The sequence below is a fragment of the Ahrensia sp. 13_GOM-1096m genome (assembly GCF_000620605.1).
Taxonomy (GTDB): Bacteria; Pseudomonadota; Alphaproteobacteria; order Rhizobiales; family Rhizobiaceae; genus Ahrensia; species Ahrensia kielensis.
Window position 1 is genome coordinate 283072 of record NZ_JIAX01000012.1, and the last position, 14886, is coordinate 297957.

A 14886-nucleotide genomic window follows, 5' to 3' on the forward strand; every position below is an offset into this window, starting at 1 on the left:
CCCGACAGGAGATTTTGAGATATGATAGACTATTTTAAATGGCCCGCCATTGTGACGGTGCTTGGGCTATTTCTTGGTGCTTGGTTGGGATGGAGCGTTAGCGGCACGCTTGCAGGTGCTGCCGGGGCATTCTTCATTACGGCTATATTGTCGATACTGGAAATTTCCCTTTCATTCGACAATGCAATTGTAAATGCTAACAAGCTGCGTGACATGTCACCGATATGGCGGCAGCGCTTTTTAACATGGGGAATTCTCATTGCCGTGTTTGGCATGCGGATAATTTTCCCATTGGCTGTTGTATGCATAGCAGCCGCTATATCGCCTTGGGCAGCGGTTCAACTAGCTTGGAACGAGCCTTCAGAATATGCAAAAATTATGTCGCAGGCGCATATGTCGATTGCTGCTTTTGGCGGTAGTTTTCTAATGCTCGTCGCGCTGGATTTCTTTCTCGATACGAAAAAGGAAGTGCATTGGGCATTATGGATTGAAGCCAGAAGCGCTTTACTTGGCAACGTCAAGGGAGCAGGTGTTGCTATTGTTCTTGCGCTACTGCTTGGCGTGTCCATGGCGCTTTCAGATGACCAGCAGGCTGATTTCGTCATCGCAGGTTCATGGGGCATTCTGACTTTTCTCGCTGTGTCGAGCTTAGGTCATTTTTTAGACCGAAGCACTGGGCGAGATGTTGCTGTGAGCGGCGGATTAGGTGCATTTCTTTACTTAGAAGTCCTCGATGCAAGCTTTTCGTTCGATGGTGTCGTTGGCGCGTTCGCTTTAACTCAAAACCTTTTTATCATCGCTATCGGCCTTGGTATCGGAGCAATGTATGTACGGGCGATGACAATTATGCTTGTCGATAATCGAACTCTTAATGATTATCGATACCTTGAACATGGTGCATTTTATGCAGTCTTAGCACTTTCGATGATTATGTTTTTGCAAGCGGTATTCCATGTACCTGAAATTGTTACCGGCTTAATCGGAGCAGGATTAATTTGCTTGGCATTTTTGTCTTCGCTTCGGTTCAATCGCAGAGTGGAGCATAGTTAATAGGGCAATATAAGAATAACCAAGTTTATTTGGTTCCCATGGAGCAAAACCAGTTGACGCTCGTTTAAAAATACCAATGATCTGTTCTGCTGAAACGTGTGCGCTTCATTATTCGTTTTAAATAGTTGGGATGAATTGTACTCAAAGTTGATTGCAAGATTGATTAATTCCGATGTTTATGGAGTGCTTCTAGCGCATCCTCATAATGACGAGCTTAATCAGCGTTTGCTCATATTGAATGTGTGCGTCGTCATAAGTTTTGGAATAGATGGTAGGATAAATTAAGTCGCTATCTGTCGGTAGATCCTTGATGAGGAACAGATTCTAATGCCAGCTGCGTTAACTCATTGCCAAACCATGTCATAAAATTATATGCGGGCTGGTTCACCCCCGCTGTTTCAGGTACAATAAACTGGAACACCCTCTCACATTCCAACCGCATTGGAAAAGGTTCAATCAACCTTCCTTCGCGTATCGCATCCATGACAAATATGTCCCGAAGTATGGCAAGACCACTACCGTCGATCGCAGCCTGCAGGATAAGGTCAGCGTTATTGTATGTAAGACTTGGTCGTGTACTTGGCCGAAAATCACCCCAAAAAGTTGAAAAGTAATTTGCCCAATACAATGCTTCGTCTTCATAAATTAACTGGGCTTGCGAAAAGAATGTCACATTAAGTTTGGTGTGTTGCGGCAAGCCTTCGGTGATGCGTGCAAAATACTCGGGTGAGCAAACAACTCTCATTCGTTCTGCTGGGACCGGAACCAAAATATTTGGTTTGTCTTTGCTCGACGCAGCCGAATTGCGAGGCAGCATTCGAATGGCAATATCAATCCGATCTTCCTTCAGGTTCGAGTAGCGGTTGGACGCGCAGATTCTAACATTCGTACCTGGGAACTCATCAAGGAATTTAGATATTCTACGTTGTAGAACAATTGTTGCTAGCGAGGGGGTAATACCTATTGAAAGGACTTTTTGATGGTATTGACTGCCCACCAAATGACCTATGTGTTCCAGCTGGTGGGTAATGGTTCTAATCTCAGGCAATATAGATTGCATGAATTCTGTGGGTTCTAAATTTTTTCCCTTAACGCGAAACAACTTCGCACCCCATTTTCCTTCTAACTTACTGATATGATAAGAAATAGTTGGCTGAGTAAGGTTGAGCTCGCGAGCTGCTGCTGAAAAGGAAAGCAGGCGGGCAACGCTCTGCAGCGATTGCGCTTCTTGCAATGTAGGGACAAATCTTCGAACGATAACCATGTTAAAGTATAGAGTTTTTCTATAGGCAGGACAACAAAAATTATTTGTCAAATCCGCAGCGAATGATGAATGTTTTCGTAAGGTCTGGATTTCATTCAATGGAGGAATAAAAATGCAATCTTCGAAACGTTCTATTCTAGCTGGCATAGCCGCTACACTATGTTTAACAATGGCGGGAATTGGTGCCCAAGCTGGAGAAACACTAGATCGTGTCAATGATAAGGGAGTTTTGACAGTTGCGACAAACTCTGACTACCGCCCTAATTCATTTATGAATGATAGCAACGAACTAGACGGGTTCGATATTTCTGTATCAAAAGAGATAGCAAAGCGTCTTGGTGTTGAAATCAAATTTGTAACTCCGGGCTGGGAGGTTATGTCTGCCGGGCGCTTTTCGGGCCGATGGGATATGGTCGTAGGTTCGATGACGCCAACAAAAGCGCGCGCGGAAGTGCTTGATTTTCCTGCGCTGTACTATTTTAGCCCAGCAGCCTTTGCAGTGCACAATGATTCACCAGCGGCAAAACCGAGCGATCTAGATGGTAAAATTATTGGTGTTGTATCCGCTTCAACATATAATCGTTATCTAGAGCATAATCTAGATTTAGACGTCGTAGGAATGCCAGAGTTTACCTATGATGTAACGCCTGGCGAAATTATAACCTACGGCGATGTGAATGAGTTTGATGATCTTGCATTGGGCGATGGCGCTCGTATTCATGCCGTCTTACAATCAGTGCCTGTGATTGAGGAAGCCATTAGGTCTGGCCTGCCTATCAAGCGCATCGGTTCACCTGTCTTTTTTGAACCTCTGGCAGTTGCAACTGATAAAGGTGACGTTGAGTTTAACGCCCGTTTGTCGGAAATTGTCGATGCGATGAAAGCTGACGGTACACTGGCCGCTATGTCTGTCAAATGGCATGGCGTCGACTTGGTAACGACAAACTAAGGGCACTGCATTGATAACACTTTTCAAAGGCAGCTTCACTCATGGCCCTGAACGGCTAAGGCTTGCATTGCTTTTTGCATTGCCCATTTTCGCAATGACTTTTATCGCCTCTGCAAACCTTGGTGCTTTTGGCAGCTTGCTTCAGGCTACAATGAGCCCACAAACCCTTGCGGGTTTGTGGGGACGTTTTTCAACAGCGTTGGTAGCATTTATAATTGCGGCGAGCACATTATATGCCCTTTTAGGTCTTCCGCGTCGCCGCCAATTCTATTTGACGTGGGCAATATTGGCTGGAGCAGCGTTGCTGCTGTTCTACTCTTTCAATCTTAGTTTTGCTTTCATCGGAAAAAAGTTACCCTACCTTATCTCTCAAGGTGCCGTCACAACACTTTACGTTTCGGCTATATCAATTAGCTTGGCATTTATGTTCGCTCTAGCCGGTGCGACTGCGAAGTTGTCAGGGGTTGGAATTGTTGAAGGTATAGGGGCATTTTACACTTCGTACTTCCGGGGTACACCATTACTGGTTCAACTGTTTCTGATTTATATGGGCCTGCCGCAGATAGGTATCATTGTAGCGCCCATACCGGCGGCTATAGCGGCTCTTTCTCTAGTCTATGGCGCGTATATGACTGAGATATTCCGTTCGGGCATTCAATCCCTATCTAGCGGGCAGTGGGAAGCTGCAGATGCTCTCGGGCTGAACCGTTTAACGACTTTCCGGCATGTAATTCTACCTCAGGCCATTAGGGTGATTATTCCCCCGACGGGAAACCAATTTATTGCTATGCTCAAAGATAGCTCCTTGGTTAGTGTCGTGGGGGTTTGGGATCTGATGTTCCTAGCTCGTACTGTGGGCCGGTCTGATTTTAAAATCCTTGAGATGCTGATTACGGTCTCGATCATATATTGGCTTATGTCCATTGTTCTAGAGCTCGCTCAAAAGCGCATAGAAACCCATTACTCAAAATCACTCAAACGATAACCTGTTTGGTATAAAAGGACTTTTTATCGTGAATAATCAAAACAAAGATGCTCACTTAACAGTGGCAGTGCTAGCTAATTCGGGCTTTGACAAGTCCGTGGGCCTTACAAATCAATGTCTAGATGATAAGTATTTAACAGCGATTCTACTGGGCTGTGGAGCGGTTCCAATAATAGTGCCAACACTGCTTGAGCCACATCAACTCGATGTCATCCTGGATCTGGTTGATGGTGTTATGTTAACAGGCGATGTTTCTAATATTGAGCCAAAGCATTACGGACTTTCGGGCAGTGAAAAAAGCCATGGGCCGTTCGATCAGAAAAGAGATAAAGCCGCCTTTCATCTGATAAACGCTGCACAAAGACGTAAAATTCCGATTTTGGGCCTTTGCCGCGGCATGCAAGAGATAAATGTAGCTATGGGTGGTACACTTAGGGCAGATTTCGTAGGCAGAGATGGCTTTCCGGATCATTGCGCAATTGAGAAAAGCTCAGAACCAGACTGCATTTATAAAAATTCGCATCATGTGACTGTAAACTTGAAATCAGACTTGGGCAGTGCAATTGGAAAATCTCGTGTTCTCGTGAACTCGGTGCACGTGCAAGCCGTTGGTAAATTAGCTGAAGGGTTGTCTTCTGTAGCGGTTTCTGACGATGGTCTAATCGAAGCATTCGAAGATAGTAAACACCGCAACATGTTCGGGGTGCAATGGCATCCGGAATACAGAGCAGAAGACTCTCCCGTTTCAATGGCGGTCTTTGGTCATTTTTCTCGTATTATGAGGGCGTCTCGACGTATTGAATGACGCTGCATTTTGGCATCAGTAAGCGCGGCAATACTTACTTGAGAACTCTTTTTATTCACGGCGCGCGAGCGGCATTGCCAACCTTTTCAAAGTCAGGAAATAGTTTGCCCCTCTGACTTCGGAATATGCTCTCGCGATGTCATCGCAATGTGGTCATCGTTGCTTTGGCAAATAAATTGGTTCGCATCGCATGGGCAACGCTGCGCCATGGTAGCGTTTTCGCGCCAGTTAAAGTTCCGACTGAGATTGCTATGTAAATCGGCAATCACGGTGCTTACCATCTGATCTGACCCCAGTAAATCGGACTATTGATTGTCGGGTGATTCTGATCCAGTTTGTTGTTTCGTCCTGATCCACCTTCAATTCGAAAATCTTTATACCAGTAACTAGTTACGCCTGCTTAGGTGGGACAGGTTCAAATGAAAAGATGGGTCAAAATCTTCTGAAAATTCAACATTGAAAGGGATTCAAGTTTATTATCAGACAAGTGTGTTTCTTTTTTCAAAATTAATCGCACAACCACTTTGATGGATGTATTTAGAAAAGCAAAGGCCTCGCCGAAGCGAGGCCCATTCAGCATCATGTAGAGGCTTGCAATTGCCAGTTTACATGATGGCCCTTGGTAGGGTCTTAATGCCGATCAAACCGAAGCTTGAGAGCGGCTCTCACTGGTTTACATATACAATTAAAGGTGTTTTGTCAATGTCGAGAGACCCATTCCACGTAAAACGCATTCTCTGACACATTTCAAAATATCATTTCCAACTGGTGTATTCAGATAATATCTTTTGCCATCTTTACCTTTATTTCCACGGATCAGATCAAGACGCTGAAAGCCTACTGCATTGACCATATCGCCTTTAATCCAAACAGTTTTAGCGTTAAAAGGCTTAGGCATGTCGAAAGGCAGATCAATCTCACAGTGATAAGGCATCGGCTTCTGAGGAGGCGTAGTGCTTAAAGCGACAACTGTGCAAAGATGTGGCCTAGCTTGAATTTTCGGACTAAGAACAATCACTGGCCTTCTTTTAGTCATTTCTGGCGGGGTGAAACCATTGCTATAGTCACAAAGCAAAATAACGCCTTGATCTGGATGATAATGAATTGCCAAAGCGAACTTTCTAATCGAATCGTACAGTTGCGAAACAATACTGTTTTATATCGCCAAGTTCCAATAGCTGAATTTTCAGTCGTGAGGATATCTGAACAACTGAATCATGTCGCATATATGTTGCATGGATTCGCGGTGTCTATTTGAGAACCCTTGGAAACCAAAGGGAATCAGACGCAACAAGGCGCAACATAGAGAAATGAACCTCTAGGGTTCATGCGCTCTAAATTATTGTTTTCATTGAGGAATTTTTGTGGCGGGAGAGGGACTCTATGCTGACTAGGTTTCTCGCTACCAAATGGTTGGCTAACTCATTGAAATTGCTTGTACGCAGTAAGATCGCAGTATCCACTGTGATACAACGCTGGTTACAACATTGTATCTTAATTCATAAATTGTGACTGCTAAGTTTTGCAAGTTAATTCTGAATTGCACGACCAGTCTTTGGCATGACTAGCGTATTCTGAGCGCGGCATAAATATCGTTTTTGTGGCCTTAAACTTAAACGTAGTACCGCTAAGAAAACACGCTTTAGGCGCCATTGATAGTGTTTGCCATTGAGTGGCCTGATCGTTGTTGATTGTCGGGTGAGACTGATCCAGTTTGTTGTTTCGTCGTGATCCACCTTCAATTCGAAAATCTTTATACCAGTAACTGGATACGCCTGCTTAGGTGGGACAATTATAAATGAAAAAATGGGTCAAAATCTGCTGAAAATCAACAGTTACGTAATAACTGCGTACAATGATCGTCTTAATGGCGTTGAACTTGAATTATTCTGTAAATGTTGGCTTGCCCATCACGGTCTCCTTGTCGTCATTTTTAATCGGCAAGGGGACTTAAATTCAAAGTCGATGCAAATGATACTGGAACCATATAGCCTGTTTTTGCATTGACCTTGGTGAAGGAGGATATATCCATGATATCTGATACACCACTTATAGCCTCTGATGACATTGAAGGCACTAAGGTATTCAATCTCCAAGGCGACACTATAGCCCACATAGATCATCTAATGATCGATAGAAAAACCGGCTTAACTAGCTATGCAATAATTCATTTTGGTGGCTTTTTAGGTGTGGGAGAAGAAACTCGCCCAATTCCATGGCGCAAACTTTCCTATGACGATAAAAAAATATGGCTATGTTATTGATATAACTAAAGAACAATTAAACGAGGCGCCCGAGCTAAAATTTGACTGGCATCGTGACAGAGATTGGGAGAAACGCACCCATGATTTCTATGCTGTTAAACCCTATTGGGACATTTTTTGATACCTAAACGGCATCTATCTTTATCGCTCAAACGTACTCTAACAGATTATCAAAGAATTCGTATCAAGCAGCCCCCACCAATCTGTTGGTGTCTGCTTGATTAAAGTATTCCGTTATCTGCTCTGCTGAAATGGGTTTTGAAAAATAATAACCCTGTCCACAGTCACAGCCAACTGCAGTCATGTAATCGAGCTGACCTTCTGTCTCTATTCCCTCAGCAATGATGTCTAAGTCCAACGATTTTCCCAGTGCCACGAGGGCATGAACAATAGCAGTATTGCCCACATCCTGGCCAAGACCAGAAACAAATGATTGATCAATTTTGATGCAGTCGACTGGATGGTCACGTAAATGGCTAAGAGAGACATAACCTGTTCCGAAATCATCCAACGCGATTGTAACACCGATGGATGAAAGCCGCTCAAGCACTTCCGAAATGGTAATCCCCCCTAAAAATAACGGTGTTTCAAAGTAGATTTTTCTCAGCATAATGAACGAGGAGATTTTGAATGAAAACGACCCGATATAGTGAAAAGCAGATCATGGTGATTCTTAGCCAAGCTGAGGAGGGCATTCCAAGTCCGCGCACGATTTACTCAGCCGTTGGGGATTTGAACGAGCATCGCATGCGCGTTAATCAGTCCCCCTAACGATCCTGAGAACTTGTTACTGCTTAACATCCAGCGCACTGTGCTGAGTAATGAGTTTCCACTAAAGTTGCGCTCGACCAACACAAGGTCATAAGCGGGATCAATCATAAGAAAATGTTCGCCATACCCATCGGCCCACACTGTTCCTGTTTCCTCTTGAACCCACCACTGGTAGCCAAAGCCTGAATACCTTTGAATGGGTACATGGCTTTCTTCAAGGTTACTGTGAGACGTTGTCGTGAGCTCGATCCAGTCTTGTGGGACAATTTGGCGACCAGCCCAATGCCCGTTTTGTGCGACCATCGCACCGATCCGCGCCATATCGCGGGCGCTCATGTAAATATAATACTGAAGGTGTTGGGTATCCTTGCTCGGCCAAAACCAAGGGTCACCCATGATCACATTGTTGGCATCGAAATCTTGCAACCCCAAAGGATTTGCCAAAAACTCTTCCATAAACGCGCCGATTTCGTACCCTGTTTCTTGAATAAAGATTGTGCCAAGCGCGTTGGCATCAAAGTTATTGGAGAAGAAGTACTCGCCGGGCTCATGACTTTCGCGTTCGGGTCGGTCCGTTATTTGACTGTCATGCTCGCCAGCTGCAGGCAAATAGATTCCAGATCGAGACATTAGCAAATCACGGACCGTTGCCCTCTTTTCTTGATCTGTTAACGGCGTGTTTTCATCGATCCCAAGATCTGCCAGTGTTTTATCAAGTTCAATCAGACCTCGTTCAACTGCAATACCATAGATCAGACTTAGGAGGGACTTTCTTATTGAATGCGTGTTCATGAGCTGACTGGTAGGGCCATCTTCGAAGATGACCTTTTCCCCCTTCATAACCACCCTTGCACGGATGCGGTCATCAGTTTCTGGGCCTGGCCAAACTGCTGCAATTTGTGCCGCATGATCATTAATTTGGGAGATTTCGGTCTGATAAACCGGTGAAGGATTTGGAATACGCGGTAAAGCGGACCAAATTACAGTCATGACGAAAAGAGCAGCGATTAGAAATAATGATTTGAGTAACATGTATAGGAATCCAGTTGGCAACAATGGCGTATTTATCAATGAACCTAATCTGCGGTACAAAAAACGACAACGAGGATCTATCCTGACATTTCACCTCACTATTCACGAAAGAGGGCTCTTATAAACGCAAGTTTTCACTAAACGATTGGCAGTGCGCAAGGTTTTAGCAGGTTTGTAAATCGGCATGGTAGATCTGACTAGGTTGCCCGCCTTAGATTGGTTGATAGCTGACGCCCATTTCAGCGCAGGCAATCATCGAGACGAGAAATGCGACGCTTAGGAGGCCTTTACGCTTCATCGGGCCAGCCCCATGCGAGAACGACGATCACCAACAATGTTGCAATTTCAATAGACGCAAAGAAGATGTAGTGAAGTTTAATACTGCCCCCACCAATAATAAATACTGCCGTCAAAACTGCGGCGACGAAATTGGCAATCCGGTTCCACATGCGTGCAAGGACGCGAGATAGGTAGACCATTAAAATTGCAACTTCGATGAAGATTGCTGCGATCAACAATAATTCTGGCGTGACAACGATGCCTTCGGCATTCCCGAAGGAGACACCATCTGTACCGATGGCCATAAGTTCGGCCAATGCACCAGGATATGCGAAGCCGACGATGTCGGCGAAAGCCATGTTGAATAGTAAGATGACCCATAAGGTCGATATTTTTGTGCGTATGTCTAACACTTTTATCGGGGGTGCCATATCCTGCATAAATTCTCCACAACGTTGAAAGGGGACTATGAGTAATTGCGCCCTTGTGTGCAGAAAAAATGGTAGCGTTCGACCGAACCAGCCGGTCCGTACCTATTTAGTTCTTGGAGTAACGCCCTCTGCAGCGGCGATGCGATACTGCCGCGGCGTTTGGCCCATCACCTTTTTAAACGCAGCATTAAAAGTGGACTTTGCATTAAATCCAGCATTTTCTGATATCGTGAGAACCGATCGGTCTGTGCTGCGCAAGTCCGCACAGGCAGCTTTGATACGCCATCCGTTAACGTAGTCATAAAAGTTGACACCTAAATGTTCATTCAAAGTCTGGCTGATGTTGTTTTGTGAGACACCTGTGACGTTCGCCAGATCTATCAACAATAGGTTTGGGTTTTTCCATAGCTGCGTATCTTGCATGGCAACATCTAACTTACGCGCGATCCGCGTCAGATCTTTGTCTTGCAGTGCAGATCGCGCGTATCGACGGCCATTCCGCTCGCCTGTGTCTAGTTCGCTCCAAGATGGCATGGTATTTTTCTGCAAAACACCGAACATACCCACGACCAGAACTACGCAGAAGTAAAACAACGCGACTAATTTATTCGAGAATAGTTCCGCGCTGCTAAACGCCGGATAGACCGAAGTTATGAGGACCAAAACGGTAAATGTAACAACGATCGTTATCAGGACGTGCAACCACGTCAGTGAAACTCCATCGACTTTGGAATAAAGGTCTCTGACGGCGCGACGATGTTTAATCAAGCGGCTCATGGACGCAACGCCATAAAGGATTAAGATCGTGATCCACGCGATCCATGCCAGCAACATAAAAATGATCGCGATGAAACTTGTCGGATCGAGAAGATCACCACCCGCTGTCATGATGATTGTACGCTGCTGCTCGGGCAGTGATAGATAGGGCAGCGCCCCGACGATACAAATCGCGATTGGTACCAAATGCCATAAATCCCTGAGCGCCCACCCTACATTCCGAGAGGTCAGGCCGCGAACATAAAACCAGATACATGCCCCAAGCGATGGAACAAAAAAGAGCGTTGTCCTTTGAAGCCAGAGTGATCGTTGTTCATCCGGCAAGCTTTGATTGAGAAGTTCTGCAGCTTCAGCGGAAATGATAACAAAGAAATATGTGAGGGCGATTAGGTGGGAGGGCCACTTTGCATCCGCAATGCAGCCTCGGATGACCAAGCCAATGCAAACTACAGCAACACCGATTGACATGGACAGAAGCACAGTAGTGGAAAAAATCTCTATCATTGAGTTCTCAAAGCCGCATGAATTGAGTGCAAAAATGAACGGAAACTAATTGAACCGCGATCAGTTTACGGTTTCGGATACACTCTCAATCGTGCAAAGCCAAATGCTCTCACTTGCTTCTGTGAACGGACTGGTGGTTTCCCGCATTCGCCCCCAGGCAGAAATACGGTGGGTCTGAGCCTGGACGACTGTTCTGTGCCATCACGTCCAGAGTCCATTATGGGCCTGTTGATTGTCCGGTGAGACTGATCCAGTTTGTTGTTTCGTCATGATCCACCTTCAATTCGAAAATCTTTATACCAGTGACTAGTTATGCCTGCTTAGGTGGGACAGGTTCAAATGAAAAAATGGGTCAAAATCTACTGAAAATCAACACGGACAGTCGCCTAAGTGGTGAAAAAGGACTGAATTTCATATTGCATCTTATGCGACAATGTTTCAAAATTGGATGGCTGCTTTGAGCCCTTACCTACATTAATTTGACAACTGGGAAGCTGTCATCGATGGGCGAAATTCGGTCACTGTGTATCGAGCCAGCTTCTTCGAATTAAAGGGATCCCCGGCTAGAATTCTTTCTAGAGCTTCCCGAGTTTCGGCTGTAGCGATGATCACACCACCAGTACGGGGCACCTTTGGGCCAGACGCAATGAAATTGCCAGAAGCATAGTTTTCTTTGAGAAATTCCACATGGGCATCAAGCTCAGGTTCAATATCATCGAACGATGCAACGTAGTGAAGGTCAACTACAAAGAGGTTTTGCTCGGACGGGATCAAAGTCATTTTATACTCATACTCAGTTTAATGTTTTCGAGAAATGTAACAATCGCACCCGAAAATATGATTGGCAACTAATTCCGCATAGCTGACCTTTACTGTTAAAAAAGCCATCCGTTTAGCAGCCTTCCATGCTGCATCTTATGCGACAACGAAGGTCTGGATTGAGCCCAATCGAGACCTTAGCCTTGAATTTTGCGACCAATATTTGCGACACTTAAATACTTGATTTTGTTGGTCTGCATTTACCGTTGCAAAAACCATGGTTTTTGCAACAAACATCGGATTCTACTACTGGCGTTTTGCCATCGCGTAGCCAATGGCGAAGCCTATGCCGATTAGCACGGCAGCAACGAGCAGCATACCGCCGCCCATAAATCCCATCATACCACCCATGCTGTCCATCATGCCGTTTTCCATCATCTAGCTATTCCACGTTTTGTTATGTTGATTACCCTGCACAGCAGGACAGCTTTTTCACATCCATATCGAAGGTTTGTGCAGCAAGTTTGAGACCTTCCACGGTTGTCAGGTATGGGAAAATCATCGCGCCTAGTTCTTCATAAGTCATGCCTGCTTTGATTGCTAAAACTGCCGTTTGAATAGAATCTGAGCCTTCGGGTGCTAGAATATGCGCGCCCAACAGCTTTTTGGTTTTAGCGTCAGCAACTAACTTTATTAGGCCGCGTGTATCGCGAGCAGCTAATGCACGAGGCACGTTATCGAGTGTGAGAACAGAAGTGCGAACGTCAGAACCTTGTTCCCTTGCTTGTGCTTTGGTGAGGCCAACACTGGCAATTTGTGGGTCGGTGAAAACGACTGCGGGCATGGCTGAGTTGTCGTACGAAAGTGAGTTGCTGTTCAGGGCATTTTTAGCAGCGATTTTTGCGCCATAAGCGGCCATGTAGACAAATTGGTCATGTCCCGTGACATCACCCGCCGCATAGACGTTTTCGCGTGTGGTGCGCATTCTTTCATCGACCTTCACCCCGCCAAGTTGGTTTAAATCGATGCCAGCATCGCCAAGATTGAGGCTTTCAACATTGGGAGTGCGTCCTGTGGCGATTAAGACCTTTTCGGCTAAAACCTCACGAGGCTTGCCGTCATGTTGGACAGTGAGAACAATAGAGCCGCCGCGTTCTTCAATACGGTCATAGGAAATTCCACGAATGAGCGTGATGCCTTCATCTTCAAAATATCCATGAGGGCTTTGCCGATTTCAGGCTCTGCTTCTGGCAGCAGTCCACGACGACTAATAATCGTCACCTTGACTCCAGCCCATGCGAACACTTGAGCGATTTCCGCTCCGATATAGCCTGCCCCAATCACCAACAAGGATTCAGGCAGTTGCTCTAATTCAAGAGCAGTCGTGCTTGTTAGGTATGGGACACTTTCAATACCTTCGATTGAGGGCAGTGCAGGCCGCGTTCCCGTAGCGATAATAACCATATTGGCGTCGATGATATCGTCGCCGACTGAGAGCTTTCCATCATCTGAAAACGCAGCTTCGCCTTCGATATAGGAAACGGAATCATTTGCTGGCAGCAGGTCGCTATATTTCGCTTTGCGAAGGTCATCGACAAGTTCTTGTTTTTGTTGAACGACAGCTTGCCAATCGGTCACTTTTGCAGAGACTTCTATGCCATTGAATCGGTCAGCGGTCTTTGCAACGTGCAGCGTTTCAACGGCGCATATCAAAGCCTTCGACGGTACACAGCCGACATTGACACACGTTCCACCAATCGTGCCGTAGCCAATGAGAGCGACCCGTGCACCTTCATCTGCTGCCGTGATTGCCGCAGAGAAACCCGCCGACCCTGCGCCGATAACGGCTAAGTCGAATTTGCTGTTTTTGGTCATGTTGTTTGTGCCTTTGATTTACGCCATACTGCGTAGACTGTAATGCCGATGAAAATTGCGAGTGCGGGCAGAAGCACAATGTCGAGATATCCGATGATTGCAGATAACCCGACTGCTCCTAGCAAGATGACGAGAACGGGTGTGAAGCAGCATAGTGCTGCAATGACAGTGCCGACTATCCCAGTTGCGAGTAGTTTGTTGTTGTTCATGATTGATGCCTCAAGATTTCCCAGAGTGAGCGTGCAACAACATTTTCCCAAAGCGGCGCGGTTAATGCGCCGATGAAAACAAGTGTTGCGATGCTGGTTAGAATTAGGCCGCTACGATTACCGCGTAGACCACATGGAGAGCGCCACAATCGCAGCCACGACCACGCGACAGAAATTCCAACGACTAGAAGTATGATTTCACGGCAGCGCACGAATGGGCTTAGGAACGTCAACCACGAGCCACCAAGCCCCACGATAGACAATCCCAATGGCAAAATGTAGCAGGAAGCTGACAGTGCAGCCAGCACTATTGCCCCGCCTGTCAAAGCTGAATCGGCTTTTTTGCCTTGAGCCTGTGACGGCAAAATTGAGCGTTTCGTTTGTTCCATGTTTCTACTATAACATCTGTAGCGACTACAGGGGCAAATAGAAAATGGGCTGGCCTATCGGTAAAGCATCGGAATTAAGTGGCGTAGGCATTGAGACTATTCGCTACTACGAACGGGAAGGTACCACTCCTAAGCCAGACCGCACGGCAGCAGGGCGGCGGGATTATGATGCAAAGGCCGTTTCTCGACTGCGCTTTGTAAAGCGATGCCGAGAACTTGGGTTCTCGATTCCTGATATCCGAACGCTTCTCAAAATTTCACATTCTGATGATGCGACATGCGATGATGCAGGGAAAATTGGAGTGGATAATCTGGCATTGGTGCGCGGTAAAATTGACGACCTTAAACGCATGGAACGAGCGCTATCCGAACTTGTTGCTTCATGCCGTAAAGGACAGACTGATTGCCCTATGCTAAAAGCGCTTTTTGCCGATTAGGCAAAGCATTCTGTTAGGGCAAGATACAGATGCATCGGTCTGGGCAATTTAGAAATGCGACACAGGACAGGTTGACGTCTGTTCCATCACATTAGCTACGAGTTCC

General features: G+C 45.8%; 16 protein-coding genes and 1 pseudogene. 6 read left to right on the plus strand and 11 right to left on the minus strand.

Going from position 1 to position 14886, the window contains the following annotated elements; all coding sequences use genetic code 11:
* The first annotated feature begins 21 nt into the window (after nucleotides 1–21).
* Nucleotides 22–1050 (plus strand): DUF475 domain-containing protein, encoded by a 1029-nt coding sequence (locus N530_RS0110790; protein WP_026480711.1) that lies wholly within the window; start codon nucleotides 22–24, stop codon nucleotides 1048–1050.
* A gap of 289 nt (nucleotides 1051–1339) precedes the next feature.
* Here N530_RS0110790 and N530_RS17915 read toward each other — a convergent pair whose 3' ends face one another.
* Complete coding sequence (locus N530_RS17915; protein WP_081773943.1) at nucleotides 1340–2461, minus strand: LysR substrate-binding domain-containing protein; 1122 nt, start codon at nucleotides 2459–2461, stop codon at nucleotides 1340–1342.
* On the opposite strand from N530_RS17915, the gene N530_RS0110800 reads away from it, so the two are divergent.
* The 3 genes from N530_RS0110800 to N530_RS0110810 are packed head-to-tail and all read left to right on the plus strand — an operon-like array spanning nucleotide 2427 to nucleotide 5053.
* A complete protein-coding gene (locus tag N530_RS0110800; protein WP_026480712.1) occupies nucleotides 2427–3263 on the plus strand; it encodes a transporter substrate-binding domain-containing protein in 837 nt (278 codons plus the stop codon). The two genes, N530_RS17915 and N530_RS0110800, sit on opposite strands and share 35 nt — an antisense overlap.
* 10 nt (nucleotides 3264–3273) lie before the next feature.
* On the plus strand, nucleotides 3274–4248 hold the full coding sequence (locus tag N530_RS0110805) for an amino acid ABC transporter permease (protein ID WP_026480713.1): 975 nt from the start codon (nucleotides 3274–3276) through the stop codon (nucleotides 4246–4248).
* Between the two features lie 28 nt (nucleotides 4249–4276).
* Nucleotides 4277–5053, plus strand: coding sequence for a gamma-glutamyl-gamma-aminobutyrate hydrolase family protein (locus N530_RS0110810; RefSeq protein ID WP_026480714.1), 777 nt, complete (start codon nucleotides 4277–4279; stop codon nucleotides 5051–5053).
* Between the two features lie 685 nt (nucleotides 5054–5738).
* Here N530_RS0110810 and N530_RS0110825 read toward each other — a convergent pair.
* A complete protein-coding gene (locus N530_RS0110825; RefSeq protein ID WP_026480715.1) occupies nucleotides 5739–6164 on the minus strand; it encodes a type II toxin-antitoxin system PemK/MazF family toxin in 426 nt (141 codons plus the stop codon).
* 919 nt (nucleotides 6165–7083) lie between these two features.
* Here N530_RS0110825 and N530_RS18880 point away from each other — a divergent pair.
* Nucleotides 7084–7317 carry a PRC-barrel domain-containing protein gene (locus tag N530_RS18880; protein ID WP_051540897.1) on the plus strand — a complete coding sequence of 78 codons (234 nt, stop codon included), beginning with the start codon at nucleotides 7084–7086 and terminating at the stop codon, nucleotides 7315–7317.
* Nucleotides 7318–7501: 184 nt separating this feature from the next.
* Here N530_RS18880 and N530_RS0110840 read toward each other — a convergent pair whose 3' ends face one another.
* The 9 genes and pseudogenes from N530_RS0110840 to N530_RS18650 form a co-directional block, all read right to left on the minus strand.
* A complete protein-coding gene (locus N530_RS0110840; RefSeq protein ID WP_026480717.1) occupies nucleotides 7502–7927 on the minus strand; it encodes an EAL domain-containing protein in 426 nt (141 codons plus the stop codon).
* Nucleotides 7928–8034: 107 nt separating this feature from the next.
* Complete coding sequence (locus tag N530_RS17925) at nucleotides 8035–9120, minus strand: serine hydrolase (RefSeq protein ID WP_051540898.1); 1086 nt, start codon at nucleotides 9118–9120, stop codon at nucleotides 8035–8037.
* Nucleotides 9121–9407: 287 nt separating this feature from the next.
* Nucleotides 9408–9839 carry a DUF6326 family protein gene (locus N530_RS0110850; protein ID WP_026480718.1) on the minus strand — a complete coding sequence of 144 codons (432 nt, stop codon included), beginning with the start codon at nucleotides 9837–9839 and terminating at the stop codon, nucleotides 9408–9410.
* Nucleotides 9840–9932: 93 nt separating this feature from the next.
* Complete coding sequence (locus tag N530_RS18645) at nucleotides 9933–11111, minus strand: AraC family transcriptional regulator (protein ID WP_026480719.1); 1179 nt, start codon at nucleotides 11109–11111, stop codon at nucleotides 9933–9935.
* Nucleotides 11112–11585: 474 nt separating this feature from the next.
* On the minus strand, nucleotides 11586–11891 hold the full coding sequence (locus N530_RS0110860) for a YciI family protein (protein ID WP_026480720.1): 306 nt from the start codon (nucleotides 11889–11891) through the stop codon (nucleotides 11586–11588).
* Nucleotides 11892–12336: 445 nt separating this feature from the next.
* Nucleotides 12337–12855, minus strand: a complete 519-nt coding sequence (locus N530_RS19520; RefSeq protein WP_371179704.1) for a hypothetical protein — start codon at nucleotides 12853–12855, stop codon at nucleotides 12337–12339.
* A pseudogene (locus N530_RS19525) lies at nucleotides 12841–13745 on the minus strand (NAD(P)/FAD-dependent oxidoreductase); the annotation flags it as partial. The gene N530_RS19520 and the pseudogene N530_RS19525, both read right to left, overlap by 15 nt.
* Nucleotides 13742–13954 (minus strand): mercury resistance system transport protein MerF, encoded by a 213-nt coding sequence (merF, locus tag N530_RS0110875; RefSeq protein ID WP_051540899.1) that lies wholly within the window; start codon nucleotides 13952–13954, stop codon nucleotides 13742–13744. The pseudogene N530_RS19525 and the gene merF, both read right to left, overlap by 4 nt.
* On the minus strand, nucleotides 13951–14343 hold the full coding sequence (locus tag N530_RS18650; RefSeq protein WP_051540900.1) for a hypothetical protein: 393 nt from the start codon (nucleotides 14341–14343) through the stop codon (nucleotides 13951–13953). Before N530_RS18650 ends, merF begins: the two co-directional genes overlap by 4 nt.
* A gap of 44 nt (nucleotides 14344–14387) precedes the next feature.
* On the opposite strand from N530_RS18650, the gene N530_RS0110880 reads away from it, so the two are divergent.
* Nucleotides 14388–14780: a MerR family transcriptional regulator gene (locus N530_RS0110880; RefSeq protein WP_026480722.1), complete on the plus strand. Its 393-nt coding sequence runs from the start codon at nucleotides 14388–14390 to the stop codon at nucleotides 14778–14780.
* Nucleotides 14781–14886: the final 106 nt, after the last annotated feature.

Excerpts from the sequence above, each read along its gene's own strand:
- N530_RS0110840 (WP_026480717.1), bottom strand. The coding sequence starts at position 7,927 with ATGCTGAGAAAAATCTACTTTGAAACACCGTTATTTTTAGGGGGGATT.
- N530_RS19520 (WP_371179704.1), bottom strand. The coding sequence starts at position 12,855 with ATGCGCACCACACGCGAAAACGTCTATGCGGCGGGTGATGTCACGGGA.
- merF (WP_051540899.1), bottom strand. The coding sequence starts at position 13,954 with ATGAACAACAACAAACTACTCGCAACTGGGATAGTCGGCACTGTCATT.
- N530_RS18880 (WP_051540897.1), top strand. The coding sequence starts at position 7,084 with ATGATATCTGATACACCACTTATAGCCTCTGATGACATTGAAGGCACT.
- N530_RS18650 (WP_051540900.1), bottom strand. The coding sequence starts at position 14,343 with ATGGAACAAACGAAACGCTCAATTTTGCCGTCACAGGCTCAAGGCAAA.
- N530_RS0110860 (WP_026480720.1), bottom strand. The coding sequence starts at position 11,891 with ATGACTTTGATCCCGTCCGAGCAAAACCTCTTTGTAGTTGACCTTCAC.
- N530_RS0110880 (WP_026480722.1), top strand. The coding sequence starts at position 14,388 with ATGGGCTGGCCTATCGGTAAAGCATCGGAATTAAGTGGCGTAGGCATT.
- N530_RS0110800 (WP_026480712.1), top strand. The coding sequence starts at position 2,427 with ATGCAATCTTCGAAACGTTCTATTCTAGCTGGCATAGCCGCTACACTA.
- N530_RS17915 (WP_081773943.1), bottom strand. The coding sequence starts at position 2,461 with ATGCCAGCTAGAATAGAACGTTTCGAAGATTGCATTTTTATTCCTCCA.
- N530_RS17925 (WP_051540898.1), bottom strand. The coding sequence starts at position 9,120 with ATGTTACTCAAATCATTATTTCTAATCGCTGCTCTTTTCGTCATGACT.
- N530_RS0110790 (WP_026480711.1), top strand. The coding sequence starts at position 22 with ATGATAGACTATTTTAAATGGCCCGCCATTGTGACGGTGCTTGGGCTA.
- N530_RS18645 (WP_026480719.1), bottom strand. The coding sequence starts at position 11,111 with ATGATAGAGATTTTTTCCACTACTGTGCTTCTGTCCATGTCAATCGGT.
- N530_RS0110850 (WP_026480718.1), bottom strand. The coding sequence starts at position 9,839 with ATGCAGGATATGGCACCCCCGATAAAAGTGTTAGACATACGCACAAAA.